Source organism: Anaerocaecibacter muris (genome assembly GCF_943192945.1).
Lineage (GTDB): Bacteria > Bacillota > Clostridia > Christensenellales > Pumilibacteraceae > Anaerocaecibacter > Anaerocaecibacter muris.
Window position 1 is genome coordinate 1 of the sequence record NZ_CALPCE010000004.1, and the last position, 20,770, is coordinate 20,770.

The 20,770-nt window shown below is 53.2% G+C and carries 17 protein-coding genes; 5 read left to right on the top strand and 12 right to left on the bottom strand.

Annotated elements, in window-relative coordinates; genetic code table 11:
- Positions 1-121: 121 nt before the first annotated feature.
- On the bottom strand, positions 122-340 hold the full coding sequence (locus NFR57_RS04320) for a hypothetical protein (RefSeq protein WP_251182610.1): 219 nt from the start codon (positions 338-340) through the stop codon (positions 122-124).
- 163 nt (positions 341-503) lie between these two features.
- Here NFR57_RS04320 and NFR57_RS04325 point away from each other — a divergent pair, with 163 nt between their 5' ends.
- The 4 genes from NFR57_RS04325 to NFR57_RS04340 all read left to right on the top strand — a co-directional run bounded on the left by NFR57_RS04325 (position 504) and on the right by NFR57_RS04340 (position 5,427).
- The gene (locus tag NFR57_RS04325) at positions 504-2,858 is read left to right on the top strand and encodes a beta-glucosidase family protein (protein WP_251182611.1); all 2,355 of its coding nucleotides are present in this window, start codon (positions 504-506) and stop codon (positions 2,856-2,858) included.
- An 87-nt stretch (positions 2,859-2,945) separates the two neighbouring features.
- On the top strand, positions 2,946-4,238 hold the full coding sequence (locus NFR57_RS04330; RefSeq protein ID WP_251182612.1) for a GTP pyrophosphokinase: 1,293 nt from the start codon (positions 2,946-2,948) through the stop codon (positions 4,236-4,238).
- Positions 4,239-4,253: 15 nt separating this feature from the next.
- Complete coding sequence (locus NFR57_RS04335) at positions 4,254-4,877, top strand: flavodoxin family protein (protein ID WP_251182613.1); 624 nt, start codon at positions 4,254-4,256, stop codon at positions 4,875-4,877.
- A 181-nt stretch (positions 4,878-5,058) separates the two neighbouring features.
- Positions 5,059-5,427, top strand: a complete 369-nt coding sequence (locus NFR57_RS04340) for a sporulation initiation factor Spo0A C-terminal domain-containing protein (protein WP_251182614.1) — start codon at positions 5,059-5,061, stop codon at positions 5,425-5,427.
- A gap of 20 nt (positions 5,428-5,447) precedes the next feature.
- On the opposite strand, the gene recF is transcribed toward NFR57_RS04340, so the two are convergent.
- The 6 genes from recF to rplI all read right to left on the bottom strand — a co-directional run bounded on the left by recF (position 5,448) and on the right by rplI (position 11,182).
- A complete protein-coding gene (gene recF, locus NFR57_RS04345) occupies positions 5,448-6,506 on the bottom strand; it encodes a DNA replication/repair protein RecF (protein WP_251182615.1) in 1,059 nt (352 codons plus the stop codon).
- Entirely contained in the window at positions 6,503-7,951 is a 1,449-nt protein-coding gene (locus tag NFR57_RS04350) for a ComEC/Rec2 family competence protein (RefSeq protein ID WP_251182616.1), read from the bottom strand. The genes recF and NFR57_RS04350 overlap by 4 nt, the downstream gene beginning before the upstream one ends.
- A gap of 29 nt (positions 7,952-7,980) precedes the next feature.
- Positions 7,981-8,793, bottom strand: a complete 813-nt coding sequence (locus tag NFR57_RS04355) for a patatin-like phospholipase family protein (RefSeq protein ID WP_251182617.1) — start codon at positions 8,791-8,793, stop codon at positions 7,981-7,983.
- A 1-nt stretch (position 8,794) separates the two neighbouring features.
- The gene (pdxT, locus tag NFR57_RS04360; protein WP_251182618.1) at positions 8,795-9,364 is read right to left on the bottom strand and encodes a pyridoxal 5'-phosphate synthase glutaminase subunit PdxT; all 570 of its coding nucleotides are present in this window, start codon (positions 9,362-9,364) and stop codon (positions 8,795-8,797) included.
- A 369-nt stretch (positions 9,365-9,733) separates the two neighbouring features.
- Positions 9,734-10,636, bottom strand: coding sequence for a pyridoxal 5'-phosphate synthase lyase subunit PdxS (pdxS, locus tag NFR57_RS04365; RefSeq protein ID WP_251182619.1), 903 nt, complete (start codon positions 10,634-10,636; stop codon positions 9,734-9,736).
- Between the two features lie 102 nt (positions 10,637-10,738).
- A complete protein-coding gene (gene rplI, locus NFR57_RS04370; protein WP_251182620.1) occupies positions 10,739-11,182 on the bottom strand; it encodes a 50S ribosomal protein L9 in 444 nt (147 codons plus the stop codon).
- Positions 11,183-11,322: 140 nt separating this feature from the next.
- Between rplI and NFR57_RS04375 the strand changes: the two genes are divergently transcribed.
- On the top strand, positions 11,323-11,829 hold the full coding sequence (locus NFR57_RS04375) for a tryptophan-rich sensory protein (protein ID WP_251182621.1): 507 nt from the start codon (positions 11,323-11,325) through the stop codon (positions 11,827-11,829).
- A gap of 337 nt (positions 11,830-12,166) precedes the next feature.
- Here NFR57_RS04375 and NFR57_RS04380 read toward each other — a convergent pair whose 3' ends face one another.
- The 5 genes from NFR57_RS04380 to NFR57_RS04400 form a co-directional block, all read right to left on the bottom strand.
- Entirely contained in the window at positions 12,167-13,612 is a 1,446-nt protein-coding gene (locus NFR57_RS04380; protein WP_251182622.1) for a tetratricopeptide repeat protein, read from the bottom strand.
- 217 nt (positions 13,613-13,829) lie between these two features.
- The gene (locus NFR57_RS04385; protein WP_251182623.1) at positions 13,830-15,917 is read right to left on the bottom strand and encodes a glutamine synthetase III family protein; all 2,088 of its coding nucleotides are present in this window, start codon (positions 15,915-15,917) and stop codon (positions 13,830-13,832) included.
- A gap of 428 nt (positions 15,918-16,345) precedes the next feature.
- Positions 16,346-17,182, bottom strand: a complete 837-nt coding sequence (locus NFR57_RS04390; protein WP_251182624.1) for a glycerophosphodiester phosphodiesterase family protein — start codon at positions 17,180-17,182, stop codon at positions 16,346-16,348.
- Between the two features lie 29 nt (positions 17,183-17,211).
- On the bottom strand, positions 17,212-17,808 hold the full coding sequence (locus tag NFR57_RS04395; RefSeq protein ID WP_251182625.1) for a YdcF family protein: 597 nt from the start codon (positions 17,806-17,808) through the stop codon (positions 17,212-17,214).
- Between the two features lie 16 nt (positions 17,809-17,824).
- Entirely contained in the window at positions 17,825-20,650 is a 2,826-nt protein-coding gene (locus tag NFR57_RS04400; protein ID WP_251182626.1) for a glycoside hydrolase family 2 TIM barrel-domain containing protein, read from the bottom strand.
- Positions 20,651-20,770: the final 120 nt, after the last annotated feature.

Below are 20,770 nucleotides of genomic sequence, written 5' to 3' on the forward strand. Positions count from 1 at the left end.
GGAGGACTTTTTTTGTCTATCCCCATAGCTAAAGCTCTATGATGCCCACTGGCATAGCCAGTGGTTAAATTCACTAACGCAAAACGCCTCGCGAGTAGACGCGAGGCGTTTTAGATTGTCGTTAGATGTTGATCAAACGCAAGATGTGTTTGCTCACGATCATGAGAATAAGGTCAACCAACCAGATGATCCAGAAACCGAAGATCACACGGAGGATGCCGGCTACGATCTTGCCGTCCGTGATACGGGTAATAACGCCGCAGATCCACGCAGTAACGGGGATGATAGCGAGAATTACGCTCACGATGTAAGAAAGACCAAAGTAATCGCTCTTTGCCATGATAAATCCATCTCCTTTCAATATTTTGGTATTTTCATTATACTATTTATATGCCGCTCTGTCAAGTATATTTCTGATTTTTTTTAATGACACAATAACCGGTAAGTGACCCATAATCGGTTAATACTTGACAGCGTTTTGCGCCTATGCTATACTACTTAAAATGGACGAAGAAAAACTGGACATAGAAAAAACGCTCGCGTATTTTACCCTCGACGAAAAAACGCGCATGCTGTCGGGCGACGGCTTGTGGCACACTTTCGGCGCGGGCGAAATGCCGCGCGTGCGCATGTCCGACGGTCCGAACGGGTTACGCATGACGGACGACGAAAACTTGTCCGCAGTGCCCGCAACGTGTTATCCCGCTCCGTCCATGCTCGCTTGCAGTTGGGATCCGGCGCTGTTGTACAGCGTCGGCGCGGGCATCGGCAAGGAAGCGACCGCCATGGGCGTAAACTTACTGCTCGCGCCTGCGGTCAACATCAAACGCCATCCGCTCGGCGGTCGCAACTTCGAGTATTATTCGGAAGATCCGTTGCTTGCGGGCGAGCTTGGCAAAGCGTTTATATCGGGCGTGCAGTCCACGGGCGTGGGCGCGTGCGTCAAGCATTTTGCGGCAAACAATCAAGAAACGCGCCGCATGTATTCGGACAGCGTGATAGACATGCGCGCTCTGCGCGAAATATACTTAAAGCCGTTTGAAATAGCGCTCGAAGCCGCGCCGGAAGCGGTTATGTGCGCATACAACAAACTGTGCGGCGAATACTGTTCGCAAAACGAATTTCTGCTGACAACCGTTTTGCGCGACGAATGGGGGTTTGACGGCGCGGTAATTTCCGACTGGGGCGCGGTTCGCGACAGATCGCGCGCGCTCGCGGCGGGGCTTGATCTTGCCATGCCCGACTCGCGCGGACTGTTTGAACAAAACATAAACGCCGCGTTGGCGGACGGGAGTATAACCGAACAAACGATAGACCGCTCGGTTAGGCGCATACTTCGCCTTACCGACAACGTATATTTGGAGCCATACGGCGATTACGACGCCGACGAAAACGACAAGCTCGCATACAACGCGGCGGCGGCGTGCATAGTTCTGCTCAAAAACGATAACGGGTTTTTACCGCTGACACGCGACATGCGCGTGACGGTGTGCGGAGGTCTTGCCGACAACGCGCCTATTCAGGGCGGCGGAAGCTCGCACGTGACCGCGCTCAAATCCCCGTCCCCGCTCGACGCGTTCGGCAAACGCGGAATAGAAATAACGTACTGTCGCGGATATTCGTCCGACGCGAAACAAAACGATCGGCTGTTGCGCGAGGCGCAGGACGGCGCGGCGGCGAGCGACGCGGTTATAGTGTACGTCGGCGCGCCCGCGCCGCAAGAAGGTATAGACCGAACGACGCTCGACCTTCCGCCCGAACAGGACAGGCTTATAACCGAACTTACCGCCGCGGGACACCGAGTGATAGCCGTACTGTGCGGCGCGGGTCCCGTGCGCATGCCGTGGATAAACCGAGTGCGCGCAGTCGTATACGCGGGGCTTAACGGGCAAAACGGCGCGCTTGCCGCAGTGGACGCGCTGTACGGCAGAATAAATCCGCGCGGCAAGCTCGCGGAAACTTTTCCGCTCGATTTGTCCGACGCTGGCGACGACTTCGGCAAGGAACAAACGATATATCGCGAGAGCATTTTCGTCGGGTACAGATATTACGACAAAATCAACCGCGACGTGCTGTTCCCGTTCGGGCACGGTCTGTCGTTTTCGGAAATTTCTTACGACACTATGACCGTCAAGCGAATTGGCGACGCGGAGTTCGACGTGACGGTCACGCTTACAAACAAGTCCGCGCGCGACGCTTACGAAATAGTGCAGTTGTACGTTGCCGATCGCACGGGTCGGGTGATGTGCGCGCAAAAACAGCTCGCGGGCTATATGAAAGTGTTTATAGAAGGGCAGACTTCGACGGTTGCGACGGTGCGAATAAAACGGCGCGCGTTCGAGTTTTTTAACGTCGAGAACAATGCGTTCGAGGTGGCGGACGGCGAATATAAAATAATCGCCGCGGCGAGCGCCGCCGACGTTCGGCTGACCGCTACCGTCAAAGTGAACGGCGAGTTTTCGGGTGCGCAACAATATCCCGCGGTGTACGTCTGCCCCATCCGCTCGAAAATAACCGACGCGGACTTCGAGCAACTGCTCGGCGCGCCGATAGAAAAGCCGCAGCCGCGCCCGCAACGCGGCGAATACACGCTCGATTGCTGTATAACCGACATACAACATACTTTTGCGGGCAAAATCGCAAAGCGCGCCGTTATGCGCAGAGCCGACGGCGCAGGCGAACCGAACAGTCCCGAACGCGCGGCGTTTATCGCGTCCGCGCTTAACACTCCCCTGTCCGCGGTATACGCAATGTCGGGCGGAGCAATGACGGCTAACCAAGCCAAGGGCGTTATGGAAATCGCCAACGGCAAGCTGTTTAAAGGGCTTAAACTGGTCTTAAAAAAGAACGGCCGTTAATATACGGCGAGCACGCTTTGCTAAAATCCGCAAGCGCGGCGCAATCGGATATTGCGATTTAAAAACACGATAAAGGTAAATAAATATATGGGAAAGATCGACGTATTTGAATACATAGAAACAGCGGCGGGCGTACTCGATGCCAATCTTGTGGGGTTTACGCATGCCGCAGACAAGCTCACCGAGTTTTTGACGGCGCGGTTCGGCGACATCGACGCGACGATCGGCGTGACCTCGCGCATAAAAACGCGCGATAGCCTAAAAGAAAAAATACTGCGCAACAACCTATATCGCGAAGCGCCTGCCGAACGGATAGTGTTTGAAATGCACGACATTATAGGCGTAAAGATAGAGTGTCGGTTTTTCAAGGACGAAGCGTATATTTACCAAAAAATATGCGAAACGTTTTGCGTGGACATGGGCGACGGCATGTTTTGCACCGCGGACAAAAAAGCGGTTAAATTAAAGCTGGACGCGCCCCAGCCCGAAAAGCAAAAGAACGGCTACAACATTTACCGCATAGACGGCAACGTTACGTATGCGGGCGAAAACTACAAGTTCGAGTTGCAAATAAAATCGCTTGTAAACAGTTTTTGGTCGGAAATAGAACATAAACTTATATACAAAAACAACCGCCTCAATCAGTTCGACAACCTCATGAAAGAAATGCTCGATTCGACGCACGAGAGCTTGTCGGGCATTGACCACCAATTAAGTCTAATATTCGACCGCGTGTCGGGCAACACGATAAGCAACCAGCAAGAACAGCTTAAAAGCATGATCGCCATGGGGCTTAACGAGATGTACACGGCGATTGTAAAAGCCAACACGGGCATACCCGTTTCCATTACCGAGTACTCGGAAGCGATAGTCGATTATCTTATAACCGCGTCGTCTTACACCAACGAAATGACGGGCGAACCGCTTATAAAGACCATAGCCGCCAACATGTCCAAAGCGCTCGGCGCAAACACGGATATCGACGAACACCGACGGCGGTTTGAATACGGCGACAATTACAGCGGCATGTTGTTCAGCCTTATGAAGTGGATGCGCGACATAGACTATTCGACGATAGCCATAGGCGAAAATATCGCGCTCGACGTGACGCTCGACGGCGTCGAGGGCGAAGTGGCAAAAATCTTCCTGAAAGAAATAAATTCCGATTTTTACCTGAACACCTTTTTCCATATATTCTTTTCGCTCGAACGCGGAAACGACGAACAGGATTTTACGGACTACATACGCTACTATGCCGACACCGTTATGGCGGACAAAACGCAGGAACAGATTTACCGCACTCTCGCCCGCCTGTCCGAACTGCCCGCGTACAAACTCCCGCTCACCGAAACAATCAAAACGCTTGCGCAAATAAAATAGCGCACGGAGGATATTATGAAAGTCATACTGTTAAACGGAAGCCCGCGCGCAAACGGTTGCACGCACGCCGCGCTCGACGAAATAGCCGCGACGCTCAATGCCGAGGGCGTGTCGTCCGAAATTTTGCAAGCGGGAAACAAGCCCGTGCGCGACTGTATCGCTTGCGGCGGGTGCGTCGGCAAGGGCAAATGCGTTTTCGACGACGATATAGCTAACGAGCTTATAGAAAAAATCAAAACCGCCGACGGGCTGATTGTCGGCACGCCCGTATACTACGCGCACCCGACGGGGCGCGTGCTGTCCGTGCTCGACCGCGCCTTCTATGCGGGCAAAGCGTTTTTCATGCACAAGCCCGCCGCCGCAATCGTGTGCGCACGCCGAGGCGGCACCGCCGCGTCTTTCGACGTGCTCAATAAATACTTTACCATAACGCAAATGCCCGTCGTATCGTCCACGTACTGGAACATGATTTACGGCAACACGCCGCAAGAAATCAAGCGCGACGAGGAGGGTTTGCAAACAATGCGCAACCTCGCCAAAAACATGGCGTGGCTTATAAAATGCGTGCAAGCGGGCAAGGACAGCGGCATTACCCCGCCGCAGACCGAAAAATCCGCGCGCACCAACTTTATAAGATAAATACAGTGTACGGCAAGTTTGCTTAACCGTCGCTCGACAATAACATGCGAGCGGCGTTTTTTTATATTCCCAAAATTGCCCGAATTTCGACCCGCCGCTACAATCGAGCAATAACAAAAGTCCTAAATTATACACAACGCGCCGTGTTGAAATTTGTCGAATTATGTTATATGCTTGAAGCATGGAAAACAATACTGCAAACGTTTTTATAAACAAAGGGACGCGCGCCGCCGCTATCGGTTTGGTGCATAAGTGCGGCGTGCGCGCCGACCTGAAAGGCAGTGACTGCCTTGCTGAAGCGGTAATGCTGTACGCGGAAAACCGCAATAAAGGCTTTTGCGAAATATACCGCATAATAGCCGAACGGCGCGGACTGAAACCCAAATCGGTGTTACGCCAAATCTCTTACGCGCTTAACGCGTCAACAGACATAACCGCGCGCATGTCCGAAATTACGGGGCTGGCGTTCGACGAACAGGACGTGCACGCGGCGCGCATAATAGCGTACCTCGCACGGCTTTTGGAGTTGCCGGAAATCATGCGAAAATAAAGCGGCGGTTGTGCCGTCGCCTAAATTTCCACTATATTAACGTTGAACCCGTCGAAGTCCGCTTTGTCGGTTGCGGTTATTATCGACTGAAACCCCGCCGTCGCCGCCATGAGTTTGTTTCGCCTTACACCGTCGAGTTCGCTGAACACGTCGTCCAGCAACAGCACGGGGCTTGTGCCCAGCACTTCCGTGAGTATGCGCGTTTCCGCCAGCTTCATTGCGAGCGCGGCGGTGCGCTGTTGCCCCTGCGACCCGTATGCGCGCAAATCCACGCCGTTCACCGTGATTTTAAGATCGTCTTTATGCGGACCGCTGTGCGTATATTTAAGTCGCAAATCCACCTCGCGATCGGCGGAAATTTTTTCGAGCAAACCCGCCTTGATAATATCGACGGTTTCGCCGTTCTGTCCCTCGTATTCTAGCGCAAGGCTCTCCCTGCCGTCGGACAAAAACGCATGGAACTCCGCGGCGACGGGCATAAGCGATTTGATAAATCCCCTGCGGCTCTTTATTATCTTTGCGCCGACGTCGGCAATAAGCTCGTCCCACGGCGCGAGCGTGTTATCGTTTGCCCCGCCGCTTTTTAACAGCTTGTTGCGGCTGACGAGAATTTTGTCGTACTGCATGAGCGCCGCGAAATACGTTTTGGACACCTGACACAGCGAAATATCCATAAACCGCCTGCGGTCGGCGGGCGCGTCCTTTACTATCTTTAATCCGTCCGGGCAAAACAGCACGACCGGACAAACGCCCATAAGCTCGCTCATTCGCGATATGGGCAAATCGTTGATCGCGACGCGCTTGTTGGTTTCGCGGTCGATAACAATGCGCACCGTTTCCGCGCCCGTATCCTTGACCGCCGTAACGCTTATAAACGCGCGCGCCTCCCCGCTCTTAATAAGTTCGCGGTCGCGCGGCGTGCGGAACGACTTGCCCACGCCCGCAAAATACACCGCTTCGAGCAGGTTTGTCTTGCCGCGAGCGTTTGCGCCGACAAACGCATTGCGTTCGGGCGCAAGCTCCACCATGCGTTCCGCCGCATTGCGGTAATCTTTTACTTTAATTTCGGTTACAATCAACGCCGCCGTCCTTGCTTGCCGCGCGATGTTGCGCCGCTGTCGGGAGAACCGCCGCGACCGTTGCCGAAGCATGCGACATGCACCGCCGCGAGTATGATCAACACCGCGTAACTGCTCCATGCGACCAACGCCCACGTAATTTTTATTCCGCCTATCTTTAAATACACAAGCACTTTTACGGGCGGGTCGGGTTGTTCGGTATCGGGATTGTCGGGCGTTTCGGGCGGGTCGGGTACTTCGGGCGGCGCGGTTTGCTTGTCGCCGTAAAACAGTTTAAACTCGCCGGATTCATCCGCGCGAACGGACAAAGTAATGTCGCCGACTAAATCGGTGCGCAAAATATTATCCTGCGGCACACCCATTTCGGCAAGCCTATCAAGCGTTTCGACGTGCGGGTGTTTATAGCTATTGCCCTCACCGCACGAAATTATATAGTACGCGTTTTTCGCGCCGACGGGCGTAGTGATTGCGTCGATATACGCCTGCGAAGTGGACGTGCGCGATCCGTGGTGTCCGCATTTTATTGCGTTGACGGTAAAGTCGTCGGTAAACAAATCGTATTTATCTGTCACGCCGTCCGTTTTTGCGGCTTCGACCTTGGCGACGAATTCCGCCTCGTTCTTTTTTTCGGCGTCGCCCGACAACGCAAAGTTGTAGCCGCGGTACGACAAAATCATAATCGGCGAATAGTCGTTCCAATCGGTATAGCTTTCCGACAGCGGCGAATAGAAGGTGAACGTGTACGCGCTATCCTCGACTCCGCCCGTAACGGTCTGCGCCTCGTCGCTCGGATCGGTCACGTACACCGTAGGGGTAAAGTCGGGCGCAGGCGCATACATGGCTTTTACGCACGACGCATAAGCCGCGGTGTTTTTTGTAACCGCGTTTTTTAAGTCGTCCTTTGCGGGATCGGTATAAGGGTTACTGCTCGTGCCCACCGCCTCGACGTTGGGGCGGTACGACACGCGCGCGGGATAGTTTTGCAACACGTAATCAAGACTGCCGCAGTGATCGGAGTCGGGGTGAGTAAGTATTGCGTAGTCGAAATACTTAAAGTCCGTCGGGAAGTTGTCGGCTATAAACGCGCCGATCGCCGCCTCGGTGGATTTTTTGTTTTCCCCGCCGTCGATAATCATGGTCTTGCCATCGGGAAATTCTATGAGCGTGCAATCGCCCTGCCCTACGTCCACGTAATGAATATACAGATCGCCGTCCGCGCCGCTCCGCGCATAGTCGGTTATTTGCCCGTCGGCGGATACTCTAATCCCGCCGTTCTTGGGCGTGACTATGTCTTTTTCGTCAACGGTATTTGAATCGACATAATATAAAAGTCCGAGTTTTAACTCGATGTCGAACGACCATTTCATGGAAACGGCAAGCGCGACCGCTATTATCACCAACGCGATAATATCGATTATAAGTATTTTTTTACGCGATTTGTTCATGCCTGCCACTCCGTTATATGTAGCGCCGTCTACCGCGCGCCGTCCGCTCGCGGATTGAACAGCCCGGCTATTTCGTCGCACTTTTCCAATGCGGCGCGATAGCCGATTTCTATCATTTCGAGATACCCGTTTTTGCTCGTCGATTTAAAAGCTGACGTGTCGGGCGCGATAACAATATCCGATTGCATCAGCCCGACGACGGACGCGTTTGCGCCCATAATGGAAAACATCGCTTTAAGCATGTCTATCATGCCCGTGCCGTCGGTGCCGCTTCCGCGCGAGCCGTGCGCGTCCACGGTGACCACCTTTTGCGCGCCGAGCATGCGGCAAACATCCGCGGGGATATTGTTTACAAGCCCGCCGTCCGACAGGTTCATGCCGTTTATGGATAGCGGCGCGTAAGCTATTGGAAATGCCGACGACGCGGAAACCGCGTCCAGCACCGACCCGCTGTCCATAATAACCTGCTTGCCCGTTTTTAAGTCGGTAGCGACCGCGGCGTACTTTTTGTGCAGGTTTTCTATCTGCGCGTCGCCGATAATGCGGTACAGCGCATTGCCTATCTTACGCGGGTCGTCGGGCTTGAACAGGATTTTCCCGTGCAGGTCGCCGAACTCCAACTGTTCCGCCGCGCGCGTGATTTCTTCCGGCTCGATCCCCGCGCAGTACAGCGCGCCGATAATGCTGCCGACCGAAGTACCCACGCACAAATCGAAATCGATTCCGCGCTCCCTAAACGCTTTGAGCGCGCCGACCTGAACAAACCCGCGCGCTCCGCCGCCGCCCAATACAAGCCCGACGATAGGACGTTCGGGCGTTTTTTTACGGCTCAATATTCCCATTTTATTCTTTGAATTCTATCATGTTGCAAAAATATTTATGCACGCGGCTGTCGCGCGTCATTTCGGGGTGAAACGCCGTGGCAAGCACGTTATTCTGCCGCACCGCGACGGGCTTGCCGTCATGCTCGGCGAGCGTCTTTACTCCGTCGCCCACGCGCGTGATTTGCGGCGCGCGAATAAATACCATGCCGATATACATGCCGTCGAAATCGCCCTCGGCAACAAAGCTGTCTATCTGCCTGCCGTAAGCGTTGCGCTTGACGTCTACGTCCAGCACCGAAAAATACGGCGTTTCGCCCTCCACGCGATCGGCAAGAAGAATAAGCCCCGCGCACGTGCCCCAAACGGGCATGCCCGCGACGATACGCTCCTTAATGGGCGTGTACAGATTAAAGTCGTCCATCAATCGGCGAAGCGTTGTGCTCTCGCCGCCGGGGATAATCAAACCGTCCACCGCCGCAAGTTCGTCAATGGTGCGCACGGGCGTGGCGACGATTTTCTTATTGACCGATTTTATCATTTTAAGGTGCTCGGCAACCGAGCCCTGCAAAGCCAAAACTCCAACGTTCATATTAACCTCTCAACGATATTTGTTTATCTTCGGCAAACTCAAAAAATTAAATATAAACTTTATGACCCTTTTATCGCATAACCTCTTGTCCGCGCGAAACGCCGCACGCCAATGCCGATGTATGCGCCCAAACCCTCGACGGACGACGGCGTGAGCAAATTGCGTCATACAACCGCGTTGTCAAAAAGGCACGGGCGCGAAGTCGTAGCAAAAGCTACGTCAAATCGATTACTTCCGCCCGTTTTTAGCGTGTAGTCGCGGCATAGACAAGGCAAGCAAGGGAGGCGCGACGGGAGTTTAGAACCCCCTAAATGACCGAGCGCCGACCGCAGCTTAACGCAGTATATGCCGATGAATACAAGCTAAAAACTACCAGCCGCGCTTGGCAAAACGCTGATCTTCCGCCAACGAACTGACGTCATAACTGTCCATGGCGGTGCCCAGACCGTAGCTCACGCCCGCGAGGATAGCGGGGTCGCCGTAATACGCGACGGCTTTGACTATTGCCTCGGCGCGCTGTTTGGGATCGGACGATTTGAATATGCCGCTTCCTACAAACACGCCGTCCGCGCCGAGCTGCATCATGAGCGCGGCGTCCGCAGGCGTAGCAACGCCGCCCGCCGCAAAGTTGACAACGGGCAGAGCCTTGTTTTTGGCGACATATCTAACAAGGTCGAGCGGCGCGCCTATGTCTTTTGCATAGGTCGCAAGCTGTTCGCTTTGGAGCGACGCGACTTCGGCAATCTGCGTGCGCATTTTGCGCATGTGCTTGACCGCCTCGACGACGTTGCCCGTACCCGCTTCGCCCTTGGTGCGGATCATGGACGCGCCCTCGGCTATGCGGCGCAGAGCCTCGCCGAGATCGCGCGCGCCGCAAACGAACGGCGTTTCGAACTTGGTCTTGTCAATATGATACATGTCGTCGGCGGGTGTAAGCACCTCGCTTTCGTCTATGTAGTCTATCTTAATGGCTTCGAGTATTTGCGCCTCGACGAAGTGCCCTATACGCACCTTTGCCATGACGGGGATAGAAACCGCTTTTTGGATTTCGGAAATCATTTTGGGATCGGACATGCGCGCAACGCCGCCGTCCTTGCGAATATCCGCGGGCACGCGTTCGAGCGCCATTACCGCGACCGCGCCCGCCTGCTCGGCGATAATCGCTTGATCGGCGTTGGTAACGTCCATGATGACCCCGCCCTTTAACATCTGCGCGAGATTGCGGTTCAAAAGTTTTCTGTTCGCCGCTTTGTTGTCGTCTTTGACTGCCATATTTTACATGCTCCTTGACCGGTCGTACCGGCACAGAAAATTATTTTTTATCTTTAGTTAATATGATAGCGGCGGGCTTGTCCTGCCGCACCGTAACCCACTCTATTCCGCCACAACGTTGACGTTGAGCTTGCCCGACACCTCGGCGAACGGCTTGACCGTCACGACATACCGCCCGAGCGATTTGATAGGCTCCGAAATAACTATTTTCTTTTTGTCAAGGTCAATGCCGTGCGCTTTAAGCGCGTCGGACACCGCCGCGGTATTGAGCGAGCCGAACAGCTTGCCGTTTGCGCCCGTCTTAATCTTGACCGTAACGGTAAGCCCCGCGAGCTTTTTGCACAGCTCCACCGCCTCGTCGTGTTCTATCTTGCGCCGCCGCTCTTCCGCTTCTTTGGCTATCTTAATGCTGTTAAGCGCGGTAGCCGTCGCGGGCTTGGCGAGGTTGTTGGGGAACAAAAAATTGCGCGCGTATCCGTCCGATACTTCCACAATATCGCCCTGCTTGCCCTGTGCTTTTACGTCCTTTAACAATATAACTTTCATCTCGGTATCTCCCGTTAAATTTTAACAAACGCTTTGCATTTTGTCAAGTCTTTAAAGTTGACTTGCTCGGATTGCGCCGCACGATAGACCCGCCCCCTTGCGCGAATAAAATCCGCAACGCCGCGCATACTAACGGCACTATGGAAAATTCAGTTATTGTTAAGACCGAAAAAAGACTGTCGAACGTCGCGCTGTTTTTACTGTGCACGCTCGCAACCGTGGGTATCGGGCTTGCCGTTTCCTACTGCTCGGGTATTTTCGGAAGAGTTGCCAATTCCGCAAACCTGCCGTTTATAATCCCCAAGTGGTTGGTGATAGCTACTCCGCCCATTCTATTCTTCCACCTCGGACTTGCGCTGTACTTCGTACTGCGCGAAAACGTTTACACCGATAACGGCAAAATGGTTCGCGGCTGGACGTGGGCGTTCTGGATCACGCTGTTTATCGCAACCGCGATAACCCCGTTCTTTATCTATCACAACATGCCCACCGCCGCTTATATCATGTCGTCGATAACGACTGCGCTTGCGCTCGGCACGACCATACTTTGCTATCGCCAGTCGATTGCCGCAGGCGTCGTAATGACGGTGTTCCTCGTAGTCGTCGGACTCATAATGATCTACCTCGGCTACTGGGCGTTCGCGTAAGCAAGACCGAACAAACGCTAAAACAGACAAAATTATCCGAAAATGCAAAACGCTCGACTGTTGTCGAGCGTTTTGCTATATGATAAGGGGGAAAATGATGAGCATATTAAGGGTTGCAATCGTTTAGCACAACAGCATCACGTTGATTGCAAGTTCATTATATATTACGCAAAAATTATTGTCAAGCGTTTTGAGGGTGTTTTCGCATATTTTTTATACGATTTATATTATACCCGTCCCGACCGCGCAAAACGCGCCGATTTGCTCCCGCGCGTACTATATTATATGCGCGATTTTGCGGTTGAGAACCGTTCGACAAAAAAATTAAAAATATTTTTCAGTCCGCTTGGGGCTTGTCCGACTTTCCGCTGCGTATTTTGAGTATGGATCGCGGCACGACCGAATATATTTCGTGCGCGCTCGGCAACATGTCGAACGCCGACTTGATGTATTCCGCGCCGTTCTTCTTGTCCTGCGGAAGTTTACCGCAGTCGATATACAGCGTGCCCACAAGACAGCGCGCCACGCCCTCCCACTTATCGCGTTTTAATATCGCGGACAAAAACTTTTCGGATGCGTCGGCGGCAAGCCGTTTTTTAATGCAGATAAGCCCGTCTATCATGTCGGCAAACCCGCCGTCGAATTTGCGATCGGTCACTTTGCGGAAGAACTCGCCGTTCTGCGCGGAGTTAATGTCCGTGCTCGCCAATGCGAATATGCGTTTTTGCGCGGCGAACAACCCCGCCTGCGCGCACTCCGTGTAAATATCGAGCGCCCTGTCCATATCCGCCGCAACGCCCAGTCCGCGCTCGTAACAAATGCCTATATCGAACTTTGCGCAGAGATCGCCTTTTGCGGCGCGCTCGTCCAAAACGCGCATGCCGTCCTGCGCCTCGCCCTTTTCCAAAGCGATAATGCCCAATCGCAACGCCGCGTCGTCGTCGCCGCTCGCAACGGCTTTGACGTAATAATCGCGCGCCTTTTTGTAATCCTTTTTTTCGTACAATCCGCGTTCGTAATAATATCCGAGGTTGAACAGCGCGGGCGAGTAATTCTTTTCCGCCGCCCGTTCCATGGCGCGCAACGCCTTTTTGTACTTGTACGGGCGGTAGTTGATTAGCGCGGACGCGTACTCGTACATGTTTTCCGCGCTTAACGTCGAACGCGCTTTAAGCGATTTCAGTTTGCGCTTTATCTGCTTGACCGACAGCGGCTCGAAGTACTCCTCGCCCGAATTGTCCGCAAACACCGCAGAATTCTTTTGGCAGAACGAACCGAGCGCCGCGTAAGTATACGCATAGCCGTTGAACACCATTTCCTGCACGCGCGTGTCCTTGCCTATGCGGTATGACAGCAACACCGCGAGCGCCGCGCCGACGGGCGGCACAAGCTGAAACGCGCAAGTAAAATAGCACAGCGCGGCATGCGAATTGCGCGAGAGTATACAGCAATACACTCCGCCCGCAATAAACCCGCAAGCGAGAAACGCAAGGCACATATACACGGCGTACACCGTTCCTCGGTGTCCGTAAGAGTACAGCACGAGCTGAACTATAAAGACTATCAGTCCGAAAACAAACAGCAAGACCGAAACAAGCCCAGCAACAACGGCGCACGACGTTTTTTTACACAGCACAGCAAAAGCGGTAGTTTCTATCAACGCGCAAAAAATCAATGCAAGATTGATATAGAACATAATATCGACCGCCGCAGAAAAATTATTGCCTGCCGCGGCAAGAAACGCCGTATTTCCTGTGACGGAATTTAAAACGCCAAACGCCACTTTTTCTCCTCGATACTCGATAACGGAATTATGCCCGCTAATTTGTATTTTATCACAAACCGCGAATTTTGTCAATACGTTTATACGGCGCGGTCATACCGCCCGCGCCGATATTTATCGAACAGAAAAAGCCGCCGCGCAAAAAACGTTCACGCAACGGCTCTCGACTTTTTGTTTATTATACGGTGCTATGCGTATTGCCGCTCGCCACACCGCTCTACACGTACAACAGCAAGTCGCCGTAGGTCGGGAACGGCCACATGTTTTTGGGCAACAGCGTTTCCAGTCTGTCGCAGTACGTGCGGAGTTCCTGCATGGCCTCAAACACCTGCGAATAGCAAAGGTTTGCTTCGGTCTGTAAGTCGCTCTCGTTCTTGACGGCGAGCTGGACGTCCGACAACCGCTGTTGCGCGCCGTAAGCGGCGGTTATCAGCTTGGACACGTTTTCCAAAATGTCCTTTTGCGCCGTCGTTTCCATGCCGAGCGATTTAAGATTGATAATGTTTTCCGCAAGCATTGTGGTAAACTGCGTAGCGGCGGGAAGTATCTGTTTGAGCGCGATTTCGCACATGGTAAGCGCTTCGATATTTATCACCTTGCAATAATTTTCGAGCAGAATATCTTTGCGCGCGCGCACTTCCTCGTCGGTGTAAATTTTAAGCCGTTTAAACAGCTCGACGTTTTCGGGACGGTCGTAGTACGACAACGCTTCGGGCGTGCTTTTAAGGTTGAGCAGTCCGCGCTTTTCGGCTTCCTCGCGCCACGCCTCTGCATAGTTGTCGCCGTTGAAAACGATACGACGGTGCGCGACGTATTCTTTTTTGATAAGCTCGATCGCCGCTTTCTTAAAGTCCGCCGCCTTTTCCTTTTCCAGAACATCGGCAAACGCATTGAGCGCGTCCGCGACCGCGGCGTTTATCATTATGTTGGGGCAAGCTATATTGAGCGCCGATCCGAGCGAACGGAACTCGAACTTATTGCCCGTAAACGCAAACGGCGAAGTGCGGTTGCGGTCGGTCGTGTCCTCGTAAATGACGGGCACGGACTCCACGCCCGTGGACAGCTTGTTGCCCACATGATTGCTGTACTCCTTGCCCGACGCGAGCGTTTCCAAAAGGTCGGTAATTTCGTCGCCGAGGAACATGGAAATTATGGCGGGCGGCGCCTCGTTCGCGCCCAAGCGATGATCGTTGCCCGCCGACGCGACGGACAGGCGCAACAGGTCTTGATGTTCGTCCACAGCTTTTATGATCGCCGTCAAAAACAGCATAAACTGCAAGTTGTTCTTTAAGTCTTTCCCCGGCTCCAAAAGGTTTTCTCCGTCGGAAGTGGAAATCGACCAGTTATTGTGCTTGCCCGACCCGTTTACGCCCGCAAACGGTTTTTCGTGAAGCAGGCACACAAGGTCGTGTTTTTTGGCGACCTTACGCATGACCGCCATCGTCAACTGATTGTGGTCGGTCGCAATATTGACCGTCGAATAAATGGGCGCAAGTTCGTGTTGCGCGGGCGCGACCTCGTTATGACGGGTCTTCGCGTAAATACCGAGCTTCCACAGTTCGGTGTCCAAATCCTCCATGTATTCGAGCACGCGGGTTTTTATATGTCCGAAATAATGATCGTCGAGTTCCTGACCCTTCGGCGGCTTTGCGCCGAACAGCGTGCGACCCGTAATAATAAGATCGGGGCGTTTTTTATAAAGCTCGCGCGGGATCAAAAAATATTCCTGTTCGGGTCCGACCGACGGCGTGACTCTGCACGGCTTTTTGCCGAACAGTTTTAACACGCGCAGCGCGGCTTTGCTCAATGTGTCCATCGACCGCAACAACGGCGTTTTCTTGTCGAGCACTTGACCCGAAAACGATATGAACGCGGTCGGTATGTACAACACCGAATCCTTGACAAACGCATAGCTCGTCGGGTCCCATGCCGTATAGCCGCGCGCCTCGAAAGTGGAGCGCAAGCCGCCCGACGGAAAACTCGACGCGTCGGGCTCGCCTTTTATCAACTGCTTGCCCGAAAAGTTCATAATGACCGAACCGCCGTCGGCAGGCTGAATAAAGCTGTCGTGCTTTTCGGCGGTAACGCCCGTCATGGGCTGAAACCAGTGCGTATAGTGGGTTGCACCCTTTTCGATTGCCCAATCCTTCATCGCGTTGGCGACGACGTCCGCAACCTCGGAAGATATGGGATTCCCCGACTTGATGGTGTTTTGCAACGCCTTGAATATATCCTTGGGCAAACGCTCGCGCATAACCCGTTCGCCGAACACCATGGAACCGAATAATTCGGGCACTTTTGTCATACAAACCTCCGTAAATACAAAAACGCTGTAAATTTTTACAGCGCCTTTGCTAAATTCCATTGCTATTATACGCGCGGCAACCGCCCGTGTCAAGCAAATTAGACCGCAATTCCCGCAATATTTTTCGCACGGAGCACGCCGCGGCAAAAACGATAATGCGGCTACGCCTTGATTTCTCCGCTTCGCGCGTGACCGCGCTTCGGTCGAAATGATGGGAGAAGATTAAGTGAATAGATAAGAGATAAAAGATAATAGTTGCGGAAGTTTTGCTTTGCGCAAAACTTGATTAGTGTATAAAGAAAAGAAATGCTTATATTCCCATCATTCCGAGCTTGCCGAGGAATCAAGGCGAACCGCCGCAAACGGGGCGGCAATTATCAACACCCCCGTCATTCCGGGCTTGCCGAGGAATCAATCGATATAATTTTTTACGCGTTGCGCTTGTCCAAATACAACCGCGCGGGCAAAAGCCAGTCGGTCTGAATAATATCGAACCCGCGATCGCGCAGCTTGCCCCAGCCGTAATCGCCGCCCTTTTCGAGCGATATATCGTCGGTCATGCCGCCGCTTATCACCGCGGTTTCGTCGTAGATTATGGCGTTGCCCCAAACAAGCAAGCCTTGCCTGTGCATATCCGCTATGTATTTTTCGCTCGCTATTTCGTCGTCCGCTTTGTCGAACAACGCCTCGATTCCGACGTAGTTTATATTGCGCTTTTTCATGACGGGCGTAACTTCGTCTTTGTGCCACGCCATGGTCATGTACATAAAATCGGGCGCGTACTTTTCTATTTCGTCGTACAACTTTTCGTCGGGTGAGGTCTTGACTATAACCTGCTTCTCGACGCCCGCCGCGCGGATTTCCTCGGTTATACCGCGCACGTCCGTCCAATATTTATCGACGTTTATATACGCCTTGTCTTTGAGCAACGCCAACACTTCCCGAAGCGTTGGTATGCGATAATGCGTTTTGGCTTCGTCGCAGTTGAGTATGGGCGTGGACAAAACTTCCGCGCTGTCCATTTCCGAAACGAGCTTGCCCGTTTTGAGGTACGCGTACTCCATGCCGGGGTGAAACACGTAAAACTTGCCGTCCGCGCTTTTGGCAACGTCTATCTCCACAATATCCGCGCCCTGATCGACGGCTATCTTGTACGCGAGCAACGTATTGCACGGCACGTTCGCGCCGCACACGCCGCGGTGCGCCGCCAGCATAGGCGCGGCGCGCTTTGACCTGTTTTCAAAAATGCTTTTATTAAAATCCATAATAATCTCCATTTCGGTATTGTCGAGAATTAAATTCGTATATCGTCAATCACTTTGCGCGATATGTAATATTTGAGCAAATCCACTTCCGTCCGAACGCACCGAGCGAGTCTGTCGTCCGTTTTCCACCCGTCGCGCTGCGCCGCAATATCGCGAGTGTATCCCACCGCTTTAATAAACCTCGGCAAAAACATGTCCGCCAAGCACAGCGCGCGACGCATGTGGAACGGCTCGGAAATAATCGCGACCGTGCCCACTTCGTAAATATTGCAACGCCTGCAAATTTCTGTGACCGAACACGTCATGTTCTGCACGGTGTCTTGCGCGGTCGGCTCGTCGATTATGCAGTCGCTCGGCACGCCGAGCTGTTCGAGCTTGGCGCGCATGACCGCGCTCTCGGTGACGGTCTTGTCGTTTACCGCGCCGCCCGTCGTCACTATCCTGTCCGCGCCGCCCGCATGAAAATACTCGGCGGCTATTCGCGCGCGCACGACCGCAAACTCGGGCGCAGTGCCGAGCAGTATCGCATAATCGCTCTTGACGGGCTTTTCCAAGTCCGCCGAAAACAACAGCTTATCTATTTGTTCGTGCGTCAAATCTTCGTAATCACATTCCGATAAAAACATGCTCGCCGCACCCCGCCTATCGCTTTTCGCCGAAGTAAAAACAAATCGCGTCCGCGCCCGCATTGGGCGTAACGTAACCGTCGAACGGCAACGGTCCGCACGCATTTGTGCCCAGCCCGCTCATATAGTAATCCGCCGACAAATACGTGCCGTCGCGCTCGGGCAGTTCGTAATCGTGCGCCGCGTTTTCCAACTGCGCCGTCGAGTAAGGCAACGCCGAAAAAGAGGTCATGCCCTCGACGCGCACGACGCGCTTGCCGTCGCTCACTTCCGCATAGTCGGGCAGATAGTGACTGCCGCTCTCCTGCGGCTTGACGTAATGCTTGTATTCGTCCTTGACCGAACATTCGTACTCGCCCTTAATCGCGTACTCGTACATGTCCGAGTACGTTTCGCCGTCGCCGTAAGCGTTGTATTTAAGTTTGTCGTAAGAACGATCGAGTTTCAACGTCCAGCCGATACGCGGCAAAAACTCGAACTTCGTTACGTCGTTTACTTTGTAATCTATCGCGACGCGCACGCCGCTTTTGCAAAACGAATACGTTAAGGTCGCGTCAATAACGGGCACAAGACTGTCCGCCGCAACGATAATATCGAATATTACAGAGTCATTTTCCACACGGTAGCCGCGCGCGCACGGCTTGGCAAACTTCAAATACCGCGCGTCCCACTTTTGACGGATATACATGTCGTTATCTATCGGCGCGCGCAAAACGTTAAGCGAAATCCGCCCGTATTCCGCGCCGCCCGCGCGCACGCTTTCCACCTCGCCGCTCTGCACGTCCAAGCGATACTCGTTGTCGCCCGACGTGACGATAAGCGCATGCCCGCACAGTTCGGTCTTTATTTTTTCGCAAACAAACTTCGCGCGCGGCTTGTCGCTTACGAACTGCGCCCGCGCGACTTCCGCGCCGCCTACATAATATTGCGCCGTCGCGTCGCCGTCCGCCAAATCCAGAACGACGCTTTCTCTCGGCGGAATACAAACGCCGCGCTTTTGCGCCTTGCCGTTTTGAGTTATAACCAGCTCGCCCGTCTGCGCGCCGAAAAAGTTTTTATTTGTTACTGTAAGTTTGTTGTCCGCCCGCTTAAACTTCAACGGCTGATAGTAATATTTCATTTGCAAAGAGCCGGCTTTGAATTGCCTGTCGGGCGACACGATGCCGTCAATGCAGAAGTTGCCGTCGTGCAGGTTTTCCCCGAAATCGCCGCCATATTTAAAGCCGTCGCCCGCACCGTACTTAACGCCGTGGTCCGCCCACTCCCAAACAAAACCGCCCATCAGTCTGTCCGTACTTTCAAAAAGTTCCCAGTATTCTTTAAGCCCGCCCGGACCGTTGCCCATGGCGTGAGCGTACTCGCAAAGCATAAACGGACGCGTTTCTTTGGCGTCGTTAAGATATTCGTTTACTATCCAGTCAGGCGTGCTGTACATGCGACTGACCGTCTTCAAGCCCGAACCGTTGTAATATTCTTCGTCGCCCACGACGTAAGGATAAATACTTTCGTAATGCACGGGTCTGTCGTCGCGCGCGACAACCGCTTCGAGCGCGCGTTTTTCGTTCGCGCCCCAACCGCTCTCGTTGCCCAACGACCACATAACGACGCACGCAAAATTTTTGTGTTCCTCGACGTTGCAAACACTGCGTTCGACTATACTTTGCTCGAAGTTCTTGTCCTGCGGAATAGCTTGCATCGCCCAGTCGTACCCGCCGTCGGACTTGACAAAACCGTGACTTTCGAGGTCGGCTTCGCTCATGACGTACAGTCCGTACTCGTCGCACATTTCGTAAAACAGCGGCGACGACGGATAGTGCGAAGTGCGCACGGCATTGACGTTAAGCGACTTCATGAGTTTAATATCGGTCAACATGTCCTCGCGGCTCACCGCGTAACCCTTTTCGGGGTGGAAGTCGTGACGGTTGACCCCGTAAAACTTAATAGGCTTGCCATTGAACAAATACAGCCCGTCTTTGACCTCGGTAACGCGTATGCCGACGCGATTGTAAATAACCTCGTCGTCCGACTGTATAACCATGTCGTAAAGAAAAGGCGTTTCCGCGCTCCACAGCCGCGCGTTTTTAACGGTAAATTCCGATTGAGCGCGGGCGGGCACGGACTGCGTTTCGCCGCCGAACGTAACGGCAACTTGCACGTCGCTCTTGTTGATAAACGCGACAATGCCGTCCGCGCCGTGTATGCGCGTTTCTATCTTGTAGTCGGTAATGTGATTATGCGGGCGGCGGAGCAAGTACACGTCGCGGAATATTCCCGTAAACCGCCACTTGTCCTGATCTTCCAAATAACTGCCCATGTTCCATTTAAGCACAAGCACGTCGAGCTTGTTTTTTCCGTCCTTGACGTAATCGGTAATATCGAACTCGCTTATTCGGTGCGAAATCTGCGAATATCCGACCGCCTTGCCGTTGACGAAAATATAAAAACAACTGTCCACGCCCTCGAAAACTATGTACGTCTTTTCGCCGCCGACCTTGCAATCGAAATAGCGCGAATAGTGATACGCAGGATTGCGCTCGGGCACGCGCGGCGGGTCGTAAGGAAACGGAAATCTGTCGTTCGTGTATTGAAAATAATCGTAACCGTAATACTGAACGCAACTCGGCACGGCAATATCGTCTGCCCCGTCGTTATTATAAAAATCGTCGGGCACGTCGAGCACGCTCTCGTAAGGCGTTATCTTCCACGCCCCGCAAAGCGATGTAAATCTACTGCTGTCCTCGCGATCGTAAGACTTTTTGTCGGCGCGGCTAAACGGAATATAATAACTGCGCGCGGGCGTCGTTCCCACGCTTTTAGTGTCTTTATAATAAGGCTTTAACATGTTGCGATTCTCCGTCACGGTTGATTGATGTAATCAATTATATCACGAATAACAACCATAATCAAGCAGTGTCGAAAACTTTATAATTAATGTTTTTCGCCGCGGGACGGCATAAAAAAA

Coding starts and splice junctions, on each gene's coding strand:
- NFR57_RS04320 (WP_251182610.1), bottom strand. CDS start 340: ATGGCAAAGAGCGATTACTTTGGTCTTTCTTACATCGTGAGCGTAATT.
- NFR57_RS04325 (WP_251182611.1), top strand. CDS start 504: ATGGACGAAGAAAAACTGGACATAGAAAAAACGCTCGCGTATTTTACC.
- NFR57_RS04330 (WP_251182612.1), top strand. CDS start 2,946: ATGGGAAAGATCGACGTATTTGAATACATAGAAACAGCGGCGGGCGTA.
- NFR57_RS04335 (WP_251182613.1), top strand. CDS start 4,254: ATGAAAGTCATACTGTTAAACGGAAGCCCGCGCGCAAACGGTTGCACG.
- NFR57_RS04340 (WP_251182614.1), top strand. CDS start 5,059: ATGGAAAACAATACTGCAAACGTTTTTATAAACAAAGGGACGCGCGCC.
- NFR57_RS04350 (WP_251182616.1), bottom strand. CDS start 7,951: ATGAACAAATCGCGTAAAAAAATACTTATAATCGATATTATCGCGTTG.
- NFR57_RS04355 (WP_251182617.1), bottom strand. CDS start 8,793: ATGGGAATATTGAGCCGTAAAAAAACGCCCGAACGTCCTATCGTCGGG.
- pdxT (WP_251182618.1), bottom strand. CDS start 9,364: ATGAACGTTGGAGTTTTGGCTTTGCAGGGCTCGGTTGCCGAGCACCTT.
- pdxS (WP_251182619.1), bottom strand. CDS start 10,636: ATGGCAGTCAAAGACGACAACAAAGCGGCGAACAGAAAACTTTTGAAC.
- rplI (WP_251182620.1), bottom strand. CDS start 11,182: ATGAAAGTTATATTGTTAAAGGACGTAAAAGCACAGGGCAAGCAGGGC.
- NFR57_RS04375 (WP_251182621.1), top strand. CDS start 11,323: ATGGAAAATTCAGTTATTGTTAAGACCGAAAAAAGACTGTCGAACGTC.
- NFR57_RS04385 (WP_251182623.1), bottom strand. CDS start 15,917: ATGACAAAAGTGCCCGAATTATTCGGTTCCATGGTGTTCGGCGAACGG.
- NFR57_RS04390 (WP_251182624.1), bottom strand. CDS start 17,182: ATGGATTTTAATAAAAGCATTTTTGAAAACAGGTCAAAGCGCGCCGCG.
- NFR57_RS04395 (WP_251182625.1), bottom strand. CDS start 17,808: ATGTTTTTATCGGAATGTGATTACGAAGATTTGACGCACGAACAAATA.
- NFR57_RS04400 (WP_251182626.1), bottom strand. CDS start 20,650: ATGTTAAAGCCTTATTATAAAGACACTAAAAGCGTGGGAACGACGCCC.